This is a genomic window from Nosocomiicoccus sp. HMSC09A07 (assembly GCF_001808485.1).
In the GTDB taxonomy this organism is placed as follows: Bacteria; Bacillota; Bacilli; order Staphylococcales; family Salinicoccaceae; genus Nosocomiicoccus; species Nosocomiicoccus ampullae_A.
In genome coordinates this window covers 287,990-307,305 of record NZ_KV793634.1, presented here as the reverse complement: position 1 = coordinate 307,305, position 19,316 = coordinate 287,990, and the positions used below count along the sequence as shown (strand labels likewise).

Here is a 19,316-nt window from a genome sequence, read left to right as displayed (position 1 = left end):
CCCTTTGACGTATTCGAGAGTTGTGTAAAATTAAATTTATTTCGTTTACGCAACGGGCGTTTCCGTTAAAGATACCCTCGTTAATTTAACAAGATGAAAAACCGAGCTGCTGTTTAACAGCTTTTCATCTTAAAAAATAGTGGCGGCAAGATCGTTTTCGGTTTAATTTAACGCAAATGCTGTTTGCGTTAAAAGAGTTCGTGTTAGTTTAACGCAAAACGCTTAATTGTCAACGTAACGAGATGGTCGTTTACAGAAATCGAAGTTATGTTAAATTATTTAAAATCTTTTTACGCAAATCCCTTTTGTGTAAACACCCTACCTATTTCGTGTACAATTACGCTCTCAACCAACCCAACCACCACGCCACAAGATGAAAAAAGACGAACTCTGAATTATAGTTCGTCTTATCTAAAGAAACTCATGATATATATGACGATCATCGCGACAAATATCGCTGGGATCATGTTTCCGACACGTGTTTTTGTGATGTTCATCATGTTTAAACCGATCGCAAAGATAATGACTCCTCCAGTTGCGCTGACTTGTTTTGTCATCGTTTTTAATACGTCTTCTGGTATGAAGTGCGCAAATCCTTTTGCGCCGAGTGTAATGAGTCCTTCATATAAAAATGTAGGAATACCAGCAATGATGACGCCGAGTCCATATGTCGTTGTCATGACGAGTGCGATAAAGAAATCCATAAATGATTTCGTATATAAGACCGTATTGTCACCGCGCATCCCTGCGTCGAGTGACCCGACGATTGACATCGCTCCGATTATAAATATCATCGTTCCAGAGACGAGTCCTTGCGAGATGTTTCCTGCGTTTTTATCGCCTAGCTTAAATTCCAGCCAGTGCCCAATACCGTTTAGTTTGTCTTCTAGCTTTAAGTATTCACCGATCGTCACCCCGACGATTAAACTTAACAGCGTAACAATGACGTCTGTCGATGAGGAAATCATCTGAATTCCGAGCGCAATAATAACGAGCCCTTGTGCTTTTAAAATTGAATCTTTCACATGTTCGGGGATAAAAGTAAATATTAACCCGAGTAAACCACCGATGATTATGGCGAGCCCGTTGACGAGTGCACCAAGTAATATCATACTTTCATCTCCTAACTTCTGTCGTTTGAATAAATCGCAATGACAGGTTGATTCGTTACAACCGTCGCAACGTCACTTGCAAATTCATTAGATACTGTTAACGTACTTCCAATAGACGTAGTGACTTCTCCATCATACTTAAATCCGACTAATTTTAAAACTGTATCGTTAAAAATTGGTATAAAAGAAATGTACTTATACCCGAGATTTTGTAGTTCACGACTACCTTCAACTTTAAATATAATATTTAAATCATTGATCAGCCTGACGTCGACGTCTTTAAATTTCTCGTTTAAAAGTAGTTGAATATTCATTAACTCATGATCAATACGGTCACCTAATGCACCGTATACGTCGATTTTTTTGTAACCTTTATCGACAAGATCAAATAACGCAAGCTCGCTATCCGTATAATCCTTTTCACTGTTGACTGCATGGATTTTAAGTTTTGATTCAATGAAGTCGCGTTCTTTATCATTCACTGAATCGTAATCACCGTAACAAAATTTCGGTGTAATACCAAGTTTAAGTAACTGATACACTCCGCGGTCGACCCCGACATAATCTCCAGAAATTTTTGGAACGCTCACTTCTCTCATCACTACGTTAGCTTTCATATATTAACCTCTAAGTTTATCAATCGTCTCTTTTGTATTATCTGCTTTAAATAAGTACGATCCACTCACGAGTAAATCTGCACCCGCTTCACGGCACACGCGTGCGGTTTCATCGTTCACTCCGCCGTCTACTTCAATTAAATAGTCATAATTTTCCCTCGTACGAATAGAATCGAGTTCTGCAATCTTTTTAACACCAGATTCGATAAACGACTGCCCACCAAATCCTGGATTCACTGTCATGACGAGAACGAAGTCTACGATGTCTAACAGATACTCAACATCTCTCACTGGCGTTTGTGGGTTTAAAACGATGCCTGCTTTCATGTTGTTGTTTTGGATATGCGTGATTAAGCGATGTGCGTGCGGCGTTGCTTCAATATGAAACGATAAATATTCAACACCCATATCGCGAAACTCTTCGACGAACTGCTCTGGATCTTCTGTCATTAAGTGAACGTCTAGTGGAATATTCGTTTTTTTACTAATCGCTTCACAAACAGGAATACCGTATGAAATATTCGGCACAAATTGTCCATCCATAATATCTAAATGGAAAATATCCGCACCTGCTTCTTCCATTCTCTTCATTTCACTTTCTAAATTTAAAAAATCACTCGCTAGTAATGATGGTAATACTTTAACCATTAATATCTCTCCTTGTAATTCGTCATTTCTTCGTATATTTGTAAGTAACTGTTGTAGCGACTTTCTTTTATATCACCATTATTCAAAGCATCTTTTACGGCGCATTTCGGTTCGTTAATATGGACGCATCCTCTAAATTTACAGTCGTCTAGAAAAACGTTAAATTCTTTAAAATAAAAACGTAAGTCTTCTTTATCGATATGTGTAAAATCAATCGTAGAAAATCCTGGAGTGTCTGCGATTTGACCGTTGTTTTTATCGATCAATTCAACATGACGTGTCGTATGTTTTCCGCGATTTAGCTTTTCACTAATTTCATTTGTTTCTAAGTTTAAGTTTGGAAGTAACGTATTTAATAACGTACTTTTCCCGACACCCGTTTGTCCAGCAAGGACCGATAACTTATCTGGGAATATATCTTTTAATGATTCATTTACCGTGTCTTTTTCTGTAAAGTACACGTCATACATATCATATGTTTCTTTTATTTTTTTGATTAATTCTTCATCGTCATTTAAATCGTTTTTAGTAACGATTAAAATTGGCGTAATATGATTAGATTCACTATATGCTAAAAATCGGTCTGTTAAATAAAAACTAAAGTCCGGATTTTTTATGCTCACTGTAATGAGTAGTTGATCGACGTTAGCAACTTGCGGACGGACTAAACTATTTTTACGTGGATGTATATGAGTAATCGTTCCTTCTTGTACGTTGTCCGCTTCAAAATCGACAATATCTCCAACTAATGGACTCTCTTTACGTTTACGGAATATTCCACGCGCTCTTGTTTGATATACTATGCCGTCACTTTTAACGTAATAAAAACCGGCAAGCGCTTTTACAATTTTACCTGTTTGCATAATGCCTCCTAAAATTTTCATCTAAATAAATTATAACAAACGTTTATATTTAAGAAACATAAAAAATCCCTCTAAACATTTTTGTTTAGAGGGAAATATATTAGAAACGATCCACTTTTTCTCTAACGTTGTTGATGACCATACCACTGTTAATGTAACCAGGGATACTGTTTAAGTCGATTGTTAAGTCTTGCTCTGGAACGTCCCAAGTGATTTCGTTTGCGAAGTATTTCATAGTTTCTTCCATGATGATGATTGTGATCCACTCACCTGCACAACGGTGGTTAGTCCAGTAGTCTCCGCCACCTTGTGGAATCATATCAAATGGTGATCCGTCCCAGTCTCTAAAACGTTCTGGAATGAATTTGTTTGGTTGATCCCATAACTCTTCACTGTGAAGCGTACCGTAAACGTCGATTACGAGACGTTGGTCTTTAGGAATCGTCACACCTTTATGTTCCACTTCTACTTTCGTTTTACCAGGTAAGAATGGAACGAATGGGTAGAATCTTCTTACTTCTTGAGCGAACATGTACGGATAATCTTCTACCGTGCTCATTTTACGAATTGCTTCTCTGTGTTCGTAAAGTGCAAGTACACCGTATGATACGAAACGGTTAATTGCAATTAATGGACGGAACGTGTTCATGAGGTCGATACCTGCAAGACGTGAATCCATTTGATTACCTTCATAGTCTCTCCAGTGTGCTAACTCATATAATGATGAGCCTTTTGGAGGATTAATTTCACCGTTACGTGTTTTAATGATTTGATCTTCTAACCAGTCTTCAACACGTTTACGCGCATCTTTAGATGATTTGTAACCTTTGAACGCATTACCGAGACCTTTGAATGAGTCGATCATGATATCCATGTCTTCTGCGATTCTTTCGATTTCTTCTTCTGGAGCAGTTACTCCCGCCCAGCGCATACCAATACGTGTTAATAGAACGATAGATTCTTGGTAAACGTTAACGTCTCCCATCGCTTCCATACGCGCTGTGTTAGCTTTCCAGTAGTTACGTGTTAATTTACGTACATACTCTAAGTTTCCTTCAGTCATTAATGACATGAATAGCGCTTTTCTGTCGATATGTTGTTTACCAGTTGTCGTGTGGATCGCACCTTTACCGAATAAAGTGTTTACAACACGCTTAGGTAAACCACCTTCACGTTCGATTTTGTCGTTATCGTAGAATAGTTCTGCCCCTTCTTTTCCACTTAAAACGACGTAGCTTTTACCACCGAGTGCACGTGTTTCAAACACTTCTGCACCTAGGCGTTCTCTTTGATTTGTAGTATAAAGGTACCCTTGTTTAAATACTTTTAACGTATTATCTAGACCTTTATCTCTTTTAATTTTTGCCATTGTTTTCATCCTCCAAATTGAAGTCTTCCTTTTTATTATAAATAACATTTTTTATAAACGCCAATATTTCAATAAATTTATTTAATCATTTTTGATTTTTTCTTCTAACACTTTTTTACCATCGACTTCGATACGATAACCACCTGATTCACCTTCTTCTAGGACGAGGTTAATCGTGTACGGTGTGTCTTCAAAGATCACAAACTCTTCCTCGACGTCATCGATGTTTCGTGTTTTATCTTCGATATAGACTTTTACTTTTTTCGTTTTTTCTTTCTTGTCTTTATCTTTAGAAGTATCCTCTCCAAATGGAATCGTCACTTTAAATTGATATTCTTTTGCTTCTTTTGGCGCTTTACCTTTAGACACTGTTAAATTAATTGGAGAGCCTGGTAAAAACGCACCGTAACTTGGGTCTTGAGACACTACGATCCCTTCGCCGTATTCGTCACTATGGATTTCATTCACACTGTTAATTATAAATCCGTTGCCTTCGAGTACTTGTTTCGCTTCCTCGAACGGTCTTCCGACGAAGTTCTCTATTTCTATCGGTTCAGGACCTTGAGATACCGTTAACGTAATCGATTCTTCTTTTGGAATAATTTTTGTGCCTGGTTTTATCGATTGTTCGATAACTTTATTTTTATCGATTTCACTTGAATATTCCTCTTCGATATTAACAGAATTAAATCCAAGTTCTTCTAATTTCTTTTTAACGTCATCGATTGATTTTTTCGTAAAGTCTTCCATTTCATATGGTGGTTCACCGTCAGACACATTTAAGTCGATCGTGTCACCTTCTTTTAAGATAGCACCGGATTTTGGAGACGTATTAATGACGTGATCTTTTTCAATCTTTTCGTTATGTTCACGTGTAATATCACCGATCACGAGGCCTGCTTCTTCGAATTTTTGAACGGCTTCGTCAACATGCATACCTTGAACGTCTTCGACCGTGACTTCTTTCGGTGTTGATTTTAAGAATAACGCCCCTAGCGCACTTCCACCGATTAAAAGAAGTAATAAAATAACGATAATCGGCCATATACGACGTTTCTTTTTAGTCTCTTCTTTTGGTGGTTGTGTTGCTTGTGGCTCTGTCTTTTTAGGTTTTACCGGAACTGGTGCAACAGGTGCTACTTTCACTTTGTCCTTATCGACTATTTTAGGTTCATTATTCGCTTTATACGCATGTGTCATATTTTTGTAGTCAAGTAAATCACGAATTACTTCTGACGCGTCACTATAACGGTCGTTCGGTTCCTTTTCGGTACACTTATAGACGATGTTTTTAAGTCCTAGTGGTACACCTTCACGCTTATCGTCGATGTTTGGCATTGGTGACTGTATATGTTGAAGCGCTACGGATACTTGAGTTTCAGCTTGGAATGGTAATTCTCCCGTAATCATTTCGTATAACATGATTCCAAAGCTGTAAAGGTCCGCACGTTCATCCGCATGCTTTCCTTTTGCTTGTTCTGGTGCAATGTACTGAACAGAACCCATCACTTGGTTCGTTTCAGTAAGTCTTGTTTCAGATAAAGCTTTCGCGATACCAAAGTCCGTAATTTCTAACTGACCATCTTCATCGATTAAAATATTTTGCGGCTTAATATCTCTATGGATAATTCCACGGTTATGCGCGTGTTCGATACCACGAAGCGTCATAAGTGACAGTTCTACGATTTTATCATATGGTAGCGGCTTATTTTCATCGATATATTGTTTTAAGTTCGGACCTTTAATGTATTCCGTGACGAGTACGTGGTATTCACTCGTATCATCGACGTCGATCACTGTAACGATGTTTGGGTGGTTTAATCGTGTTGTGTTTTGTACTTCACGCTGGAAGCGTTGCATCATCTTTTCTTTGTTATACGGATCTGATTTTATCAATTTTACGACGACTTCACGGTCTAATATAATATCATCGGCCAAATAAACTGAACTCATCCCACCGCCTAAATATTTTTTAAGGCGATAACGATCTGAAATGATGTTTCCTTCCATTACTATTCACCCGCCTTTAAGTCGACGACGATAACGCTGATGTTATCTTTCGAGTCATTTTTTTCAGCTTTAGCTACAATTTCATCTGCTTTACTTTCGTTTTCATACACAATTTTATGAATCGTTTCATCGTCCACGACATCTGTCACGCCGTCACTCGTTAAAACGATATAATCATACAGATGATTTTTTAAACGAAATAAATCTGGCTGAATGAGTCGTGTTGTACCGAGTGCTTTCGTTACGATATTTTTTTGAGGATGAGATTTTGCTTCTTCTTTTGTAATTTCACCTGAACTGACGAGCATATTAACAAACGTATGGTCGTTTGTGATTTGGCGTATTTCTAACTTTTTAAGTGCATACGCTCTAGAATCTCCGACGTTAAATACGTAAATCATTTCATCTAAAAATGCTGCTAAAACGAGTGTTGTTCCCATATTTTTAGACTCCGTATTTTCGTTTGAATAGTCATATAACTCGCGGTTCGTTTGAATAATTAAATCTCTTAAAAAATCTTTGCCGTCGTCTGGTTTAAAGTAGTTCGTCTCTTCGAACGCTTCTTTAATTTTAGAAGCGACAAATTTTGAAGCGACTTCACCATGCTCATGGCCACCCATACCGTCGGCAATTAACGCGATTTTTTGACCGGTTTTATTTTGAAATACGTAGGCCGTATCTTCGTTTAAATTACGGTAACTCCCACAAATACTTTTCTCATAAAATTTCATAGCTGTCCTCCCTCACAGTTTCTTAAATTTAGCGATAAAGAAACCGTCTGTATTCAGTTCATGGGGGAGAATTTGACGCATGTTTCCTTTAAATTTAAACGGTGGAATTTCAAATTCGTCAAATTCTATATCCGTCGACTGTTTTTTAAACGTATATGCGACGTTTTCATTTTCCATTTGATGCAGTGTACATGTCGAGTAAACGAGTGTACCGCCACGTTTTAAATACTGTTTGACGTGATTTAAAATCGATAGTTGAATGTCAACAAGTGTGTTGATATCTTCTTCACGGACGTTGTACTTAATTTCAGGTTTACGTTTTAATACGCCGAGCCCTGAACACGGTGCATCTACAATTATTTTATCGTACATCGTATCATACTCGTCTTTTGTTGCATCTTTTAGCATTACATTTAAATTCGTATGTTTTAAACGTTTGCTTTCATTTTTGATTAATGTCAGTTTATGTTCAAATACGTCTGAAAAATCGACGTGTCCATTCATATTTTCTAGTGCGTGGAATCCTTTCCCGCCAGGCGCACTACATGCATCGAGTATCGCTTCTTTTCCAGTTGGATCTAATGCATAATTGACACACATCGAACTCGCATCTTGAATACCAAATAATCCATCTTTATAGGCTTTCGTTTCCGTTAGCCCTCCACCATAAACGATGACTGCATTTTCATGAATAGAGCTTTTCTTAGCAGTCACTCCTTCGTCTTGTAGCTGTTTAATTAGTGTCTCACGCGTCGTTTGTTTCTTGTTTACGCGGACGTACATGTTTGGTCTTTCGAGTAGACTTTTTGCGATATTTTCTGTGTTTTCGACTGAATGATGTTTTAATAGATGTTTGACGATCCACTTCGGTAGTGAGTACTCGATTGATAGCCTCGTCGCGTCGTTCTTAATATCGCTGATTTTTGGTTTTTCTTCACGTAAGAAACTACGTAAAATACCGTTAATTTGACGTGAACTCTGTAGTCCACCACGCTCTTTAGCAATTTCAACCGCTTCATTGATCACTGCGTAACTCGGTATTTTATCGAGATATTCTAATTGATATAGACTGATGACGAGTAAATCGCGTTGCCAACGTTTTATTTTCGTTTGTATGAGTGGGCGTAAATAATATTCGAGCGTTAATTTCCTCGAAATCGAACCGTACAAAATCTCTGTGAGTAACGCACGGTCTTTTTGTGATAATTCGTTTTCCTCGATGATTCGATTTAAAACGATATTTGAATACCCACCGTCATGAATGACGTTTGAATACGCATCGAGTGCTAATTCTCTTACTGTCATACGTCTTCACCGAGCACGTAGCCAATTAAATCACTATTATTACGAATATATTGACCTGCGTTTATACGTTTTCCGCCTGCAGGTTGTACTTCTGTAATTTCTAAGTCAAAATCATTTGTCGCAACTAAAAATCCGTCTTTCGTTTCTTTGACAATCGTTCCCGGCTTTTCTGTCGACTGTTTTTCTGTCAATTTCGATAAATATAACTTCAGTCGTTTACCATTTAACAATGTATAACTTCCCGGGAACGGGTTTAAACCCCGGATATGGTTAAACACTTCTCTAGACGGACGGTCGAACGTAACGAACTCATCTTCTTTTTCGATGTTTGGACTAAACGTTTTTAATGCGTCGTCTTGAGGTGTACGTGAATTTGTTTCGTTTAAAATATTTGGTAACTCATTTATCAGTAATTCCGTACCAATTTCACTTAAACGGTCATGAAGCGTACCGACTGTGTCACTATCTTCGATGACTGTTTCTTGCTGCGCGATGATGTCTCCCGCGTCTAACGCTTTTGCCATATACATTAATGTGACGCCAGTTTTTTCATCGCCTTCAATTATCGAACGGTGAATCGGTGCGCCCCCTCTATGTCTAGGTAAGAGTGACGCGTGAACGTTAACACACCCGAGTTTTGGTATGTTTAACACGTCTTCACTTAACAGCTGACCGTATGCGGCTGTAACAATAATATCTGGGTCGTATGATTTTATTTTTTCAATCGATGAAGTACTACCGATAGCCTCCGGTTGGAATACTTCTATGCCAAGCGTTGCCGCTTCTTTTGCGACTGCAGGAGGCGTTAAAATTTGTTTTCTGCCGACCTTTTTATCGGGCTGAGATACGACGAGATCAACTTCGAACGTCTCGTGTAGCGCTCTTAAAATGGGAACAGAGAAATCTGGCGTTCCCATAAAAATTATATTTGCCATAGTTTCACCTACATAATATATTCTGGATCAACATCGATTCTTAACGATGTTTGTGTCTTTTGATATTCCTTACTATACTTATTATCCAGTTCATGGAGTACTTTAAACAGTTCTGGCTCACTTTTATATTTTAATATTATTTGGAACCTATATTTGTTTTGGATTCTCTCGATTGGAGATGGACTCGGTCCAATTAAAATCGAACGATTCGACACGTCTTTTTGAATGACTGTATGAATGTCACTCGCTGCTTTAATGACGCGGTCTTGATACTCGCTTGAAATTGTAAATAATACGTGGAAGTAATACGGGCTATACCGTGCGAGTTTTCGATATTCCATTTCTCTTAAGTAAAACGAACGATAGTCATTTTCTTTTGCGAATTGGATCGCGTAATGATCTTCGTTATACGTTTGGAATATCACTTCTCCTTCAACGTCTCCGCGTCCTGCGCGCCCGGATACTTGAGTGAGGAGTTGAAACGTACGTTCATTGGCTCTAAAATCCGGTAGATTTAAAATCGTATCTGCATTTAACACTCCGACGAGTGTGACGTTTTTAAAATCTAACCCTTTCGCAATCATCTGTGTGCCGAGTAGTATCGGAATATTTTCTTTTTCGAACGTGCTTAATAGCTTTTCGTGTGCACCTTTGTTACGCGTCGTGTCGATATCCATTCGTACGACGTCGACGTTATACGTATCGCGCAATATTTCTTCTATCTTTTGTGTTCCTGTCCCGCGAAGACTTAAATCGTGTTCACCACACGCTCCGCATTTTGTTGGCATCGGCTCTTCGTATGCACAGTAATGACACATCAGTGAATTGTTAGATTTATGATACGTTAAGCTGATGTCACAGTTTGGGCACATCGGAACGTGACCACAGTTTTGACAGACTAAAAAGTTCGCATATCCTCTTCGATTGAGTAGCAGGATCATTTGTTCATCTTTACTTATTCGGTCTCGAATTTTCATGTCGAGTTTACGTGAAATGATTGACGTGTTGCCGTCTTCTCGCTCTTTAACCATACTGACGATTTCTGGAGTTGGAACGGTTTGTTCCGTCGGTCTTTCTGTAAGTTCAAGTCTCTGATACACGCCGACTTCACTTCGGGCGTATGACTCGATACTCGGTGTTGCAGATCCAAGTATTAACGGACAGTTATAATACTCCGCGCGCCACTTAGCAACGAGTCGTGCGTGATAATACGGGCGTTCGTTTTGTTTATAAGTCGACTCGTGTTCTTCATCGATAATAATACACCCGACGTTTTGAAATGCCGCAAACACGTTACTTCGTGCGCCAATAGAAATTCGAGCACGCCCTTCACGTATTTTACGCCACTCATCATATCGTTCACCGTGACTTAACATCGAGTGAATCACTGCAACGTCGTCACCAAATCTCGATTTAAAACGCTGCACCATTTGTGGAGTAAGTGCAATTTCTGGGACCATCATAATCGCATTTTCACCACGATTTAATACTTCCTCAATCACTTGTAAATATACTTCTGTCTTTCCGCTGCCAGTGATTCCGTGTAGTAAAAATGTTTCGTGTGTATCGTCATCAATCGATTTTTTAATCGTGTCAAACGCGTGTTGTTGTTCAGGCGTGAGTATCTTTTTTTCATCTTGATAAAATACTCGCCCTTCATATGGATCGCGCTCGACTAATATATCGATTTTTTTACAAAAGCCGTTATCGACGAGTGCGTTAATGACTCCTATAGAGTATCCTTCTTCTTCGATTTGTTCATACGTTAACGGACCACGGTCTTCGACGAGTTCGAGTAACTCGATTTGTTTCACTGCTCGACTCGATGGTTTTATATCTAAATAGTTTGACTCAATCCCTCGACGTGTCTTCTTTTTCGTATGCTGAGAAAATTCTTTTTCTTCGATAATTTCTTTAGAGTTAATAAACGGCATTAATTGTTTTAAGTCGTTCATATCGAGCAGTTTAACGTCGATTTTTTCATCGTCAAACTTTTTAAATGTTTCTCTAGCAATTGTGGACGCGTCATCACTTAGTTTTAATACAGATCTCGATTTCATTTTTAACGCTGCAGGGAGTATTGCTTCAATGACTTTTATATGTCGTTCGACGTAATAATCTGCGAGCTTTTTACTTAAATGAATAAGTTCTTTCGTAAGGACTGGGTAGACGTCCATAACTTTTTGAATCGGTTTAATTTTAGAAGGGTCTAAGTCGGTATCATTTTTAACCTCGACGACAAATCCTTGAATCATTCTCGGTCCAAATGAAACGAATACTCTAGATCCTGGTTGTATTTTATCTTCTAAGTGTTCAGGAATTTTATACGTAAAGAGACGATCGACGTTCTTATTGCTAATCGCGACGATGACTGATGCGTACATTATAGGTCCACTCGCTTTACGATTTCGTCGACGATTTTGTCTGCGATTTCTTGTTTCGTCCCGTAGTTTAACTGTGTTTTATCACCCGTTTTAAAGAACATCGTAATCTCGTTAAAGTCACTATTCATACCGATTGACGAGTTCGATACGTCGTTTAAACAAATCGCGTCAATTTGCTTTTTCTTTAGTTTTTTTAGCGCATTTTCTTCGACGTTATCCGTCTCAGCAGCAAATCCGACGACGTACATATCGTCCGTATTGTGCCCGACATATTTTAAAATATCTGTCGTTTCTTTTAACTCAATAGCGTCAAGTGCATCTGTCTCTTTTTTAAGCTTTTTTGTCGCTACGTGTTTTGGTGTGTAATCAGATACTGCTGCAGAAAATATACCGATATCGTTGTCTAAATTATTTTTGACCGCTTCAAACATTTCTTCTGTCGATTCAACTCGAATGACATTGACACCGCTCGGCGGGTCAATACTGACTGGCCCACTCACGATTGTTACAGTCGCACCTCGATTTTTAAACGCTTCAGCGATACTGTAACCCATCTTTCCACTCGAATAGTTCGTTAAATATCTAACGCTATCTATTCTCTCTCTTGTCGGGCCTGCTGTTACTAATACGCGTTTTCCTTTTAAATCTTCATTTAAAGATAAAATACGATTCATCTCCGCGATGACCGTTTCAATACTCGCTAGTCTACCGTCGGCATTATATCCACATGCTAAAAAGCCAGTTTCGCTATCGACAAAATGATAACCGTCTTTTTTTAAGATGTCGATATTACGTCGCGTCGCCGGATGATTTAACATATTAACGTTCATTGCCGGCATAATCATGACGGGTTTCGTATTTGCCGCGAGGACGTTCGTTAACATATTGTCGTATATCCCGTTTGCGAGTTTACCGATCGTATTTGCCGTTGCGGGTAACACTAAAATAATGTCTGCCCATTCACCAAGTTTAATATGCGCAATTTCAGCTGGATTTTCTTCTTTAAATGTATCCGTATATACGTGATTTCGACCAATCGCTTGAAATGCGAGTGGTGAGACGAATTGTAACGTATTTTCTGTTAAAACAACTTTAACGTTATGACCGAGTTGCGTGAGTTTGCTCGTTGCATCAATTGCTTTATAACTCGCGATTCCACCAGTTACTCCGAGTAAAATATTTGCCATAAGATCACCTCTAATAGTAAAGAAAAGCTGACAACATACATTGTCAGCTTCACATTAGTCCTTACGTGTTACGTGTTTATCTGCGATTTCTTCGAGTGCCATACCGACAGTCTTTTTAGACCTATATCCTGTGTCTCCACCGAACACCGCATATTCAGGATGGTCTTGTAATTCTCTTGCACGTTTTGCCGCCATAATGACGATCATATATTTTGAATTTTCGTTTTCTTTTAATTCATGAAGTGACGGGTATAACATTACTCCTCTACCTCCAACAGTAATTTTCTTAAATGTCTTTCTACTTTTGAGCGTCTTAAATGATTTGCTTCTACAATGCATCGAATTTTTCGTTTTGCTTCTTCGATAGAATCATTGACGACAACAAAGTCATATAAATTCATAAGTGTTAATTCTCTTTTTGCTTCGCTAATACGGTGTTCGATAATTTCTTTAGAGTCTGTGCCACGACCGACAAGACGCGACTCTAACTGTTCGATTGACGGTGGTGCTAAAAAGATAAATAGCGCTTCAGGGAATTTGTCGCGCACTTGTTTTGCACCTTCAACCTCGATTTCTAAAAATACATCGTGGCCTTGTTCCATCGTTTGATGAACAAAATCAACTGGTGTACCGTAATAATTTCCAACGTATTCCGCATATTCAATAAATTTATCTTGTTCAATTAATTGCTCAAATTCTTCACGCGATTTAAAGAAGTAGTCGACACCGTCCACTTCCCCTTCACGTTTATCACGTGTCGTCATTGAAATTGAGTATTTAAAGTTAGTTTCTTCATCTTCAAACAATGCTTTACGCACTGTTCCTTTTCCGACCCCAGAAGGCCCAGAAAGAACAATCAGCAATCCTTTATCGTTTGTCATTCGCAGTAAACCTTTCATTAAAGTGATTATTCTTAACTTTACCATAATCATGAGATAATTTCACTATAAGTTAGACGGTGTTATAATAGATAAAGTACATTTTCTGAAAGATAGGAGTGCAATAATCATGGCACTTGACGGAAATTTTATACATGAACTCATGAACGAATTTACTCCACTAAAAGGTGGACGTATTAATAAAATTCATCAAATCGATCCGTATACAATTATATTAAAAATACGTGCAGAACGTAAAACACAAACACTTTTAGTGAGTTGCCACCCAAGTTTAGCACGTATTCATTTTACAAATGAATCTTACGAAACACCGTTTGAACCGCCGATGTTTTTACGCATGTTACGTCGTGATTTAGAGTCTGGATTTATTAGAGATATTAAGCAAATCGGTAATGACCGCCGCATTCATATGAGGGTTACGAATCGCGACGAAATCGGTGACGAAATCGAACGAGAGCTCATCATTGAAATTATGGGTAGACACTCGAACATCATTTTAACGGATGAACATAAAAAAATCATTTTTGCGATGAAGCACATATCGCTCTCTGAAAACGAGCGCCCGATTCAACCAGGGATACAGTACGAGGCACCGCCAACGAAAAAGAAGTTAAATCCTAGAACTGAAGAAATTAACGACTTACCAAAATATATTGACTTTAACGGTGGGAAACTGAATCGACAAATTTTAAATAACGTCGAAGGTGTGAGTTTACAATTTATTGAAGAAGCTGAGCACCGTGTAAAGTTCTGGAACATCAAAAATATCGTGAGTGGTATTGAAGAGACACTGAGTACTTTATCTTTAAATCCGACATTGTACATCGGTAATAGAGATGCGTTTTACTATAGTGAACTCGAGACTTTAAATCATCAATATGATGAAAAAATCCACTTCGATACGCTCTCAGAATTACTCGATGAATTTTATCATTCAAGATATATTAAACAAAATATAAAACGACAAGCGAACGATTACTTGTATGTCATCGAGCAAAATTATGACAAAACAAAGCGTAAAATCGAAAAGTTAAATGAAGATATCGAAGAGTCTCACCGTAAAGAGGACTATCAAAAGTATGGTGAATTGCTGACGGCATACATGCACGAGTTAAAATCGTATAGCGAGGAAGCGAAAGTCTTCGATTACTATGAAAATAAAGAAATTACGATTCCGCTAAAAGTGCACTTATCACCTGCGGATAATGCACAAAGATATTATCACTTATACAATAAGATGAAAAACCGAGAAATTGAAGCGGAAAAGCAACTCGAAATTGCGAAGGTGGATTTAAATTATCTCGAGACGTTACTACATCAAATGGAGAGTATTTCAACTACCGAAGAGGTCGAAGATATCCGTGAGGAACTGATGTCAGAAGGAATCATCAAAGAGAAGAAGCGCAGAAAGCGTAAGAAGAAGCATGCGGTTCATCTTAATAAATATAAAACGTCAAACGGTTTAACGGTCCTCGTCGGTAAAAATAATACGCAAAATGATTATTTAACAAACCGTCATGCGAGTAAAAATCATCTGTGGTTCCACGTCAAAGATATGCCAGGAAGTCACGTCGTCATTATGCATGTTGCCGACGAGATCACTGAAGACGATATAATGGAAGCTGCGAAAATCGCTGCGTATCACTCAAAAGGAAAAGAATCACAATCAGTCCCAGTCGATTACACAGAAATCCGACATGTCAAAAACATCCCAGGCACAAAACCCGGGTTCGTCACGTACACCGATCAAAAAACAGTGTACGTCACACCGGTAGAACGAGAAATCCGTCTAATGGAAGACTCGGAGTAGATGATTATCTGTCTGAGTGGATTTTTAGGTACTTCATCGTCTGAGATTGTGTAGTTTGCGTCAGCGAGATGAAGAACCTACCGACGATTTAGTGATTTGCGTCGGTGAGATTGGAGTTTCGCCGACGATTCGGATTATCGCCTGCGAATCGATTTTTTCACCGTCGCAGAACAGATTATCGTCGGCGAATTTTTTATTCACCGACGGGAAAGACAGTATCGTCGGCGAAAAACCCGAAACTCAAAATTTCACCGACAATTCGACCGTTACCGTCGGCGAACTGAATTTTCACCGACGATTTCCTTATTAGCGACGGTTAACTTTTCATTTCACCGACGATTCAGCTTATCGACGGCGAGACCGATCTTTCACCGACGATTCCCGCATCCAAACGTACGAAATCACATCAACCCCCCATCAATACGCACCAAAACCCACAAAAAAGAAGAACTCGGCGCAATGGCCGAGTTCTTTCATTTTATAAGTTATCTCTAAAGTTTTTAACGACTTCGATGTCCGCTTCACTGAGTCTGTTTGTTTCTTCGCATAGTTCAAGCATTTCATCGATTGTGCTTAAACTTCTGTATTCTAATCCTGCTGCTTCAAAGTTTTCTTTTAGTACGTCTAGTTCATAACTAAATACACTCATCACGGATATGACTTCAGCGCCTGCTTCTTTTAAAGCGTCTGCTGCTTTTAGGCTAGAACCACCTGTTGAGAATAGGTCTTCGATCAAGATCACTTTTTTACCTTCGACGTCGCCGCCTTCTATTTGTTTTCCTGCACCGTGCTTTTTCTTTTCACCGCGCACGTACACCATCGGTAAGTCGAGGCCTGCTGCTAAAAATGCTGCGTGCGGAATGCCAGCTGTTGCTGTACCAGCGATAACTTCAACGTCGCTATAGTTTTCTTTAATCTTTTCAATGAATAACGTAATAAGTTCTTTTCTCTCTTTCGGGAATCCTATCGTTTTACGGTTATCACAATAGATTGGAGATTTAATGCCACTTGCCCATGTAAATGGATCGTTCGGTTGAATTTTAACCGCTTCGATATCTAATAAAATTTCTGATACACGTTTACTCATTATTTCCCCTCCCACATTGCTTTGATTTTATGATAACTTTCAACTGGATTATCTGACTGAGTAATCGGGCGACCTACTACGATATAGTTTGAACCGAGTCGTCTCGCTTCGTCTGGTGTTACGATACGTACTTGGTCGTCTGTTTGACTCTCTTTTAGACGAATCCCCGGTGTAATTGTTAAAAAGTCTGGACCAATTTTTTCGTGTAGCATTTGACTTTCTAATGGAGATGAAACAACTCCATCTAAACCAGCGTCGTATGTGAGTTGTGCTAAGTTTAGCACTGAATCTCTTAACGATAATTTTGACTGAAGTTCGTGTTCAACCATATGTTCGTTCGTACTCGTTAACTCAGTAACCGCAATACAAATTCCGTCTGGATTATATTCTTTAAAGCTTTCGTTTGCACGTCTCATCATTTCACTTCCACCGCGTGCATGTACGTTTACCATCTGTACGTCTAAACGTCCAAGTCCTGCCATCGTACGTGACACAGTGTTCGGGATATCATGAAGTTTTAAATCTAAAAACAAATCATGTCCCATCGCGCGAATTTCTTTAATGACGTTATGCCCTTCAAGCATATATAATTCCATTCCAACTTTAACGTATAGTTTTTCATCGAATTGTTTTAAGAAGTTTTCGACCTCTTCATAACGATTAAAGTCAAGTGCAATAATTGGTGTATTCATTGTATCCTCCTAGAGCGTTCTCCCTTTTAAGTCGTGTATATGTTTAATGTTGTGTTCTTTTAAGTATGCTTCAAGTCCGTCTATTAATTTCGGACAAGTCATCGGATCTGTGAAGTTTGCTGTACCAACTGCGACCGCATCTGCTCCGACTGAAATATAGTCGATGACGTCTTGCACGTCCGTGACGCCACCCATCGCGATGACCGGCATATCTGGTAATGCTTTTTTCACTTGGTATACCATGTTTAACGCAACCGGTTTAATTGCTGGGCCAGATAAACCACCCGTAATATTACTAATAATCGGTTGGCCATTATTATCAAGTCTCATACCGACGAGTGTGTTAATCATCGTAAGACCATCACATACATCTTTAACTGCCATCGCCATATCGACGATTGACGTGACGTTTGGTGAAAGTTTAACGTATACCGGCACTTCTGACACTTCGTAAACTGCTTTAGTTAAGTTATACGCCATCTCAGGGTTCGTACCGAACTGGATTCCACCTGCTTTAACGTTTGGACAACTAATGTTTAACTCTAAAGCATGCACGTTTTTCGCTTTTGAAATACGTTTTGCAACTTCCACATAGTCTTCGATTGTCGTTCCAGCTACGTTAGCGATTAACGGAACATCGAACTGTTCTAAATATTTAAGCTCATGTTCTAATACGTGATCTAAGCCTGGATTTTGTAGTCCAATCGCATTTAACATGCCTGAATCTGTTTCAGCTACTCTCGGTGTTGGATTCCCTTTACGTGGTTCAACTGTTGTCGCTTTAATCATAATCGCGCCGAGTTTAGAAAGGTCATAAAACTGACTGTACTCTTCGCCAAAACTAAAGCAACCAGAAGCTGGCATAATCGGATTTTTTAAAGAGAGACCTGGTAATTCTACGTTTAAACTCATAAAATGATCTCTCCTTTTTTAAATACTGGACCGTCGACACATAATTTTACTTGTGTCCCGTCTTCTTTATCAGCAACACATGCGTAACATGCACCAAATCCACATCCCATACGCTCTTCTAATGAAATGTATCCATCCATATCTAACGTGTCACTTAACACTTTTAACATCACTTTTGGTCCACAAGAATAAAATTTATCGAACTTTGTATCTAACATGTCGATGACGTCGGTGACAAAACCTTTCGTTCCGTAACTGCCATCGACTGTTGCGATATATGTGTCTCCGTAACGACTAAATTCCTCTTCGTAAAAGACTTCACGTTTAGAACTAAAGCCTAATACGTGTGTCGTTTTTACGCCGCGTTTATGTAATTGCTTTGTTAACTCAAGTAGTGGTGGTACCCCGATACCTCCACCGACGATTAATACGTGATTCGCATCTTCAACTGGGAAACCATTTCCAAGAGGTGCTAACACATCTACGTTGTCTCCAGCTTTTAATTTCGATAATTCTGTAGTCCCTTTTCCACCAGCACGATATACAATTGTAAAAGTCTCATTGACAGCATCAACGTCCGATATAGATATCGGACGTCTCAGCATAAACGCCGAAGTCTCGTTTACACGAATATGTGCAAACTGACCTGGCGTTTTCATTTTACTTGTAATCGGGCCATGGATCACCATCTTGTATATGTTATGTGCAATTTCTTCTTGAGATTTTACACTGAGTAAGTGATTCATGTCGACACT

Annotated in this window: 18 protein-coding genes; 1 reads left to right on the top strand and 17 read right to left on the bottom strand. The window is 38.8% G+C overall.

The genetic code is table 11. From position 1 onward, the window contains the following. Nucleotides 1-407: 407 nt before the first annotated feature. From HMPREF3177_RS05825 to gmk, 13 genes are all read right to left on the bottom strand, one after another. The gene (locus tag HMPREF3177_RS05825) at nt 408-1,112 is read right to left on the bottom strand and encodes a DUF554 domain-containing protein (protein ID WP_070457637.1); all 705 of its coding nucleotides are present in this window, start codon (nt 1,110-1,112) and stop codon (nt 408-410) included. A gap of 11 nt (nt 1,113-1,123) precedes the next feature. Further along, the gene (locus HMPREF3177_RS05820) at nt 1,124-1,729 is read right to left on the bottom strand and encodes a thiamine diphosphokinase (RefSeq protein WP_070457635.1); all 606 of its coding nucleotides are present in this window, start codon (nt 1,727-1,729) and stop codon (nt 1,124-1,126) included. 3 nt (nt 1,730-1,732) lie between these two features. Then, nucleotides 1,733-2,377 (bottom strand): ribulose-phosphate 3-epimerase, encoded by a 645-nt coding sequence (gene rpe, locus HMPREF3177_RS05815; RefSeq protein ID WP_070457633.1) that lies wholly within the window; start codon nt 2,375-2,377, stop codon nt 1,733-1,735. Continuing rightward, nucleotides 2,377-3,240 (bottom strand): ribosome small subunit-dependent GTPase A, encoded by an 864-nt coding sequence (gene rsgA, locus HMPREF3177_RS05810; RefSeq protein WP_070457631.1) that lies wholly within the window; start codon nt 3,238-3,240, stop codon nt 2,377-2,379. Before rsgA ends, rpe begins: the two co-directional genes overlap by 1 nt. A gap of 100 nt (nt 3,241-3,340) precedes the next feature. Continuing rightward, nucleotides 3,341-4,609 carry a cytochrome P450 gene (locus HMPREF3177_RS05805; RefSeq protein WP_070457629.1) on the bottom strand — a complete coding sequence of 423 codons (1,269 nt, stop codon included), beginning with the start codon at nt 4,607-4,609 and terminating at the stop codon, nt 3,341-3,343. An 81-nt stretch (nt 4,610-4,690) separates the two neighbouring features. After that, nucleotides 4,691-6,619 carry a Stk1 family PASTA domain-containing Ser/Thr kinase gene (pknB, locus tag HMPREF3177_RS05800; RefSeq protein WP_070457627.1) on the bottom strand — a complete coding sequence of 643 codons (1,929 nt, stop codon included), beginning with the start codon at nt 6,617-6,619 and terminating at the stop codon, nt 4,691-4,693. A 2-nt stretch (nt 6,620-6,621) separates the two neighbouring features. Beyond that, a complete protein-coding gene (locus HMPREF3177_RS05795; protein WP_068128840.1) occupies nt 6,622-7,350 on the bottom strand; it encodes a Stp1/IreP family PP2C-type Ser/Thr phosphatase in 729 nt (242 codons plus the stop codon). A 12-nt stretch (nt 7,351-7,362) separates the two neighbouring features. After that, nucleotides 7,363-8,655, bottom strand: coding sequence for a 16S rRNA (cytosine(967)-C(5))-methyltransferase RsmB (gene rsmB / locus HMPREF3177_RS05790; protein ID WP_070457625.1), 1,293 nt, complete (start codon nt 8,653-8,655; stop codon nt 7,363-7,365). Further along, entirely contained in the window at nt 8,652-9,590 is a 939-nt protein-coding gene (gene fmt / locus HMPREF3177_RS05785) for a methionyl-tRNA formyltransferase (RefSeq protein WP_070457622.1), read from the bottom strand. Before fmt ends, rsmB begins: the two co-directional genes overlap by 4 nt. A gap of 8 nt (nt 9,591-9,598) precedes the next feature. After that, a complete protein-coding gene (gene priA / locus HMPREF3177_RS05780; protein WP_070457620.1) occupies nt 9,599-11,974 on the bottom strand; it encodes a primosomal protein N' in 2,376 nt (791 codons plus the stop codon). Beyond that, nucleotides 11,974-13,161 carry a bifunctional phosphopantothenoylcysteine decarboxylase/phosphopantothenate--cysteine ligase CoaBC gene (gene coaBC / locus HMPREF3177_RS05775; protein WP_068128848.1) on the bottom strand — a complete coding sequence of 396 codons (1,188 nt, stop codon included), beginning with the start codon at nt 13,159-13,161 and terminating at the stop codon, nt 11,974-11,976. Before coaBC ends, priA begins: the two co-directional genes overlap by 1 nt. A 54-nt stretch (nt 13,162-13,215) precedes the next feature. Beyond that, nucleotides 13,216-13,419, bottom strand: coding sequence for a DNA-directed RNA polymerase subunit omega (gene rpoZ / locus HMPREF3177_RS05770; protein ID WP_068128850.1), 204 nt, complete (start codon nt 13,417-13,419; stop codon nt 13,216-13,218). Further along, on the bottom strand, nt 13,419-14,042 hold the full coding sequence (gene gmk / locus HMPREF3177_RS05765; protein WP_040929233.1) for a guanylate kinase: 624 nt from the start codon (nt 14,040-14,042) through the stop codon (nt 13,419-13,421). The genes rpoZ and gmk overlap by 1 nt, the downstream gene beginning before the upstream one ends. 127 nt (nt 14,043-14,169) lie before the next feature. On the opposite strand from gmk, the gene HMPREF3177_RS05760 reads away from it, so the two are divergent. Then, complete coding sequence (locus HMPREF3177_RS05760; RefSeq protein ID WP_070457617.1) at nt 14,170-15,870, top strand: Rqc2 family fibronectin-binding protein; 1,701 nt, start codon at nt 14,170-14,172, stop codon at nt 15,868-15,870. A 478-nt stretch (nt 15,871-16,348) separates the two neighbouring features. Here HMPREF3177_RS05760 and pyrE read toward each other — a convergent pair whose 3' ends face one another. The 4 genes from pyrE to HMPREF3177_RS05740 are packed head-to-tail and all read right to left on the bottom strand — an operon-like array spanning nt 16,349 to nt 19,307. After that, entirely contained in the window at nt 16,349-16,957 is a 609-nt protein-coding gene (gene pyrE / locus HMPREF3177_RS05755; RefSeq protein WP_068128856.1) for an orotate phosphoribosyltransferase, read from the bottom strand. Beyond that, nucleotides 16,957-17,649, bottom strand: coding sequence for an orotidine-5'-phosphate decarboxylase (gene pyrF, locus HMPREF3177_RS05750; protein ID WP_070457614.1), 693 nt, complete (start codon nt 17,647-17,649; stop codon nt 16,957-16,959). The genes pyrE and pyrF overlap by 1 nt, the downstream gene beginning before the upstream one ends. 9 nt (nt 17,650-17,658) lie before the next feature. Next, entirely contained in the window at nt 17,659-18,561 is a 903-nt protein-coding gene (locus HMPREF3177_RS05745) for a dihydroorotate dehydrogenase (RefSeq protein WP_068128860.1), read from the bottom strand. After that, the gene (locus tag HMPREF3177_RS05740) at nt 18,558-19,307 is read right to left on the bottom strand and encodes a dihydroorotate dehydrogenase electron transfer subunit (protein WP_070457611.1); all 750 of its coding nucleotides are present in this window, start codon (nt 19,305-19,307) and stop codon (nt 18,558-18,560) included. The genes HMPREF3177_RS05745 and HMPREF3177_RS05740 overlap by 4 nt, the downstream gene beginning before the upstream one ends. Nucleotides 19,308-19,316 lie beyond the last annotated feature (9 nt).

What these genes read in the sequence shown, in the direction of transcription:
- HMPREF3177_RS05745 (WP_068128860.1), bottom strand. Translation starts at nt 18,561, where the DNA reads ATGAGTTTAAACGTAGAATTACCAGGTCTCTCTTTAAAAAATCCGATT.
- coaBC (WP_068128848.1), bottom strand. Translation starts at nt 13,161, where the DNA reads ATGGCAAATATTTTACTCGGAGTAACTGGTGGAATCGCGAGTTATAAA.
- HMPREF3177_RS05760 (WP_070457617.1), top strand. Translation starts at nt 14,170, where the DNA reads ATGGCACTTGACGGAAATTTTATACATGAACTCATGAACGAATTTACT.
- HMPREF3177_RS05740 (WP_070457611.1), bottom strand. Translation starts at nt 19,307, where the DNA reads ATGAATCACTTACTCAGTGTAAAATCTCAAGAAGAAATTGCACATAAC.
- pknB (WP_070457627.1), bottom strand. Translation starts at nt 6,619, where the DNA reads ATGGAAGGAAACATCATTTCAGATCGTTATCGCCTTAAAAAATATTTA.
- gmk (WP_040929233.1), bottom strand. Translation starts at nt 14,042, where the DNA reads ATGACAAACGATAAAGGATTGCTGATTGTTCTTTCTGGGCCTTCTGGG.
- pyrE (WP_068128856.1), bottom strand. Translation starts at nt 16,957, where the DNA reads ATGAGTAAACGTGTATCAGAAATTTTATTAGATATCGAAGCGGTTAAA.
- HMPREF3177_RS05795 (WP_068128840.1), bottom strand. Translation starts at nt 7,350, where the DNA reads ATGAAATTTTATGAGAAAAGTATTTGTGGGAGTTACCGTAATTTAAAC.
- HMPREF3177_RS05820 (WP_070457635.1), bottom strand. Translation starts at nt 1,729, where the DNA reads ATGAAAGCTAACGTAGTGATGAGAGAAGTGAGCGTTCCAAAAATTTCT.
- priA (WP_070457620.1), bottom strand. Translation starts at nt 11,974, where the DNA reads ATGTACGCATCAGTCATCGTCGCGATTAGCAATAAGAACGTCGATCGT.
- pyrF (WP_070457614.1), bottom strand. Translation starts at nt 17,649, where the DNA reads ATGAATACACCAATTATTGCACTTGACTTTAATCGTTATGAAGAGGTC.
- rpe (WP_070457633.1), bottom strand. Translation starts at nt 2,377, where the DNA reads ATGGTTAAAGTATTACCATCATTACTAGCGAGTGATTTTTTAAATTTA.
- rsmB (WP_070457625.1), bottom strand. Translation starts at nt 8,655, where the DNA reads ATGACAGTAAGAGAATTAGCACTCGATGCGTATTCAAACGTCATTCAT.
- fmt (WP_070457622.1), bottom strand. Translation starts at nt 9,590, where the DNA reads ATGGCAAATATAATTTTTATGGGAACGCCAGATTTCTCTGTTCCCATT.
- HMPREF3177_RS05805 (WP_070457629.1), bottom strand. Translation starts at nt 4,609, where the DNA reads ATGGCAAAAATTAAAAGAGATAAAGGTCTAGATAATACGTTAAAAGTA.
- HMPREF3177_RS05825 (WP_070457637.1), bottom strand. Translation starts at nt 1,112, where the DNA reads ATGATATTACTTGGTGCACTCGTCAACGGGCTCGCCATAATCATCGGT.
- rpoZ (WP_068128850.1), bottom strand. Translation starts at nt 13,419, where the DNA reads ATGTTATACCCGTCACTTCATGAATTAAAAGAAAACGAAAATTCAAAA.
- rsgA (WP_070457631.1), bottom strand. Translation starts at nt 3,240, where the DNA reads ATGCAAACAGGTAAAATTGTAAAAGCGCTTGCCGGTTTTTATTACGTT.